This window comes from Synechococcus sp. H60.1, assembly GCF_047462335.1.
Taxonomy (GTDB): domain Bacteria; phylum Cyanobacteriota; class Cyanobacteriia; order Thermostichales; family Thermostichaceae; genus Thermostichus.
This window is the reverse complement of sequence record NZ_JANSJA010000274.1, coordinates 37,223-40,364: the sequence shown is the minus strand read 5'-3', so window position 1 is coordinate 40,364 and position 3,142 is coordinate 37,223. Positions and strand designations below refer to the sequence as shown.

The 3,142-nt window shown below is 65.5% G+C and carries 3 protein-coding genes and 1 pseudogene; 3 read left to right on the top strand and 1 reads right to left on the bottom strand.

Translation table 11 applies throughout. The features are described from left to right. A pseudogene (locus NW852_RS12620) lies at positions 1 to 188 on the bottom strand (hypothetical protein); the annotation flags it as partial. Between the two features lie 189 nt (positions 189 to 377). Here NW852_RS12620 and trpB point away from each other — a divergent pair. Genes trpB through NW852_RS12605 form a run of 3 tightly spaced genes read left to right on the top strand, consistent with a single transcriptional unit; the run spans position 378 to position 3,133 of the window. Beyond that, complete coding sequence (trpB, locus tag NW852_RS12615; protein WP_414332926.1) at positions 378 to 1,637, top strand: tryptophan synthase subunit beta; 1,260 nt, start codon at positions 378 to 380, stop codon at positions 1,635 to 1,637. Positions 1,638 to 1,644: 7 nt separating this feature from the next. Then, entirely contained in the window at positions 1,645 to 2,403 is a 759-nt protein-coding gene (locus NW852_RS12610; RefSeq protein WP_414371702.1) for an AMMECR1 domain-containing protein, read from the top strand. Further along, entirely contained in the window at positions 2,393 to 3,133 is a 741-nt protein-coding gene (locus NW852_RS12605) for a pantothenate kinase (RefSeq protein ID WP_414426794.1), read from the top strand. Before NW852_RS12610 ends, NW852_RS12605 begins: the two co-directional genes overlap by 11 nt. Positions 3,134 to 3,142: the final 9 nt, after the last annotated feature.

Below are 3,142 nucleotides of genomic sequence, written 5' to 3'. Positions count from 1 at the left end.
CACCACCCCAAAAAGACCATCAGCGCTTTCCATCGCCGCGTATAAATGTAGGCTGCAAAAGCCAGCAATAACGACAAAAAGATTGCCACTCCCTGAGACTTTTGAGAAAGGGCATAGGTGCGGCGTAGTTCTTCGTCTATGCGCTTTTGATCTTCTTGCTGGAGCAACTCTTGCAGATGCTTGTCCATAAAGGCCGCTCCCCAAAATCAGACGGCCTCATCCTAAAGATCCCTGGAAGTCCCCTATTCAAAGCCGGTTTTGGCGGGATCCCACCCTCTAGGGCGGCAAATAGTCGCCTTCCCGCGTTTCCGACTTTTGTAAAATAGGGAGGCCTGTCTCCTATTGCCGGCTGCCCAGCCTGCACCAACAGATTTGCCATGACCTCAACTCCTCTTGCTGCTGCCCACGCTGTTGCTTGGGATCCCCTTGACCCGCAGGTGCGCCCGGATCCCCAGGGCCGGTTTGGGCCGTTTGGGGGCCGCTTTGTACCGGAAACCCTGATGAGCGCCCTGACGGAGCTGGAGGAAGCCTTTGAGCGGCACTGGCAGGATCCCGAGTTTCGCGCCGAGTTGCACAGCTTGTTGCGGGATTTTGTCGGACGGCCCAGCCCGCTTTACTTTGCCCAGCGGCTTACCGAACACTACGGCGGCCCCCAGATCTACCTCAAACGGGAAGACCTCAACCACACCGGCGCCCACAAGATCAACAACGCCCTCGGCCAAGTGCTGCTGGCGGTGCGCATGGGCAAGCGGCGGATCATCGCCGAGACCGGCGCCGGCCAACATGGGGTGGCCACGGCAACGGTGTGCGCCCGCTTCGGCCTGGAATGCGTCATCTACATGGGGGCGCTGGACATGGAGCGGCAGGCCCCCAACGTGCAGCGGATGCGCCTGTTGGGCGCTGAGGTGCGCGGGGTGGAAGCCGGCACGGCCACCCTCAAAGATGCCCTCTCCGAGGCCATCCGCGACTGGGTAACCCATGTGGAGACCACCCACTACGTCATTGGCACGGTGGCCGGGCCCCACCCCTACCCGAAGCTGGTGCGGGCCTTTCACGATGTCATTGGCCAAGAGACGCGGCAGCAGTGTCAGGAGAAATGGGGAGGGTTGCCGGACGTGTTGCTGGCCTGTGTGGGCGGCGGCTCCAATGCCCTGGGCCTGTTCAACGAGTTTATCCGCGATCCCCAGGTGCGGCTCATCGGTATTGAGGCTGCCGGGGAGGGTTTGCACACATCCCGCCACGCCGCCACCCTCAGCCGCGGTCGCATTGGGGTCTTGCACGGGGCCATGAGCTACCTGTTGCAAGATGAAGAAGGCCAGGTGCAGGAGGCCCATTCCATCAGCGCCGGCCTGGATTACCCTGGCGTAGGGCCGGAGCACAGCTACCTAAAAGAGATTGGGCGGGCCGAGTACTACGCGGTTACCGACGACGAGGCGGTGGAAGCGCTGCTGCTGCTGTCGCGCCTGGAAGGGATCATCCCTGCTCTGGAGACAGCCCATGCCCTGGCCTACCTGAAGACTTTGGCGCCGCAGCTTGGCCCCCAGCAGCGGGTGGTGGTCAATTGCTCCGGGCGGGGCGACAAGGATTTGAACACCGTTTTCCAGTACCTGCAGCAGCGGGGGCGTAGCCTAGCCTAGAGTTGGGTTGCCAACCCTCTCTCCCTTGCCAAGGGGATCCCTGCCCATGTCCACCTTTGCCGTTCGCCTGCTCGGCCTACTGACCTTGTTTCTGGGGGCGGGGCTAGTGCTGCTGGTTGGATCCCAGCCAGAGGTTTCCGGGCGCGTTGGCGGGATCCCGTCCCCGGCCACGACTTTCTGGGCAGGCGCCTTGGTCGACCCCAGGGAGGAAGAGGCGAAGGGGACAGGGATCCCCGCTCCCGTCCAGCCGCCACCCCTTCCTGAGACGCTGCCGGCCCTGGCGCGGCAGGCCATCGCCCACTACTTCGCCACTGGCCAGGTGCTGCCCGCCCCAGAAGAGATCCCGCCCCACTGGCGGCGCCCGGCGGGAGTTTTTGTTACGGTGACCAGGGAGGGGCGGCCCCGCGGCTGTTGGGGCAGCTTGGATCCCGGCGGCGAGGATCTGGCCAGGGCCACCATCCGGGCAGCGGTGGGGGCTGTTACCCGCGACTGGCGCTATCCGCCCCTGCGACCTGGGGAGCTGGAGTCGGCGTCCATCCAGGTGGCCATCGTGCGACGGGTGGTGCCCATCCCCTCGCTGGAGCAGGTGGATCCCACCCGCATGGGCCTGTTCATTCGCACGGGCACGCGGGGGGCGGTGTTGCTGCCCGGAGAAGCCCTGACAACGGAATGGCAGCTTTCCACCGCCAAAAGGTTGGCCGGGATCCCTGCGGATCAGCCAGTGGAGCTGTTTCGCGTGGAGGCGGAGCTGCTGCATGAGTTTTGAGGCCCAACCCGACCGGTGGCTGGCGGCGGTGCTGGGCAACACCCACGTGCGCTGGGGCTGGTTTGTGGGGGAGACCTTGGTCAAGGTGGAACAGTTCCCTGCCCACCGGCCCTTGTCCTGGCCGGAAGAGACGGAGCTGTGGCTGGCTGCCGTTGGCTCTGCCCCTTTGCCGCCGGGATCCCCGTGGGTGCATTGCCTTGGACTCTCCCAGGTGCCGCTGCGGGATCCCTACCCCGGCCTGGGGCTGGATCGGGCGCTGGCCGTCTGGGCTGCCGGCATCCACTACGGCTGGCCCTGTCTGGTCATCGACGCCGGCACCGCCCTAACCCTGACGGGGGCTGACCCGGAGGGATCCCTGCTGGGAGGGGCGATCCTGCCCGGCCTAGGGCTGCAGGCACAGGCACTGGCCGACCACACCGCCCGCCTGCCCAAAGTGGAGTGGGAGGCGGCGGATCCCTTGCCCCCCCGCTGGGCTAGGGACACGGGGGCTGCCATCCGCAGCGGCATTCTCCACACCCTGCTGGCCGGCTTGCAGGACTTCATCGCCGACTGGCGGCGCCGCTTTCCCCAGGGGCCCCTGCTAGTAACCGGCGGCGATGGCGAGCTGCTCTACGCCCACCTGCGCTTTCTGGACAGGGAACTGCACTGGGATCCCCACCTGGTGTTGCGGGGGATCGCCGGCTGCCGTCAGTTGCACCGCGCTGCTCGGCAGTTCCCTGGTGCAGAATAGAAAACAGTC

Excerpts from the sequence above, each read along its gene's own strand:
- trpB (WP_414332926.1), top strand. The coding sequence starts at position 378 with ATGACCTCAACTCCTCTTGCTGCTGCCCACGCTGTTGCTTGGGATCCC.
- NW852_RS12605 (WP_414426794.1), top strand. The coding sequence starts at position 2,393 with ATGAGTTTTGAGGCCCAACCCGACCGGTGGCTGGCGGCGGTGCTGGGC.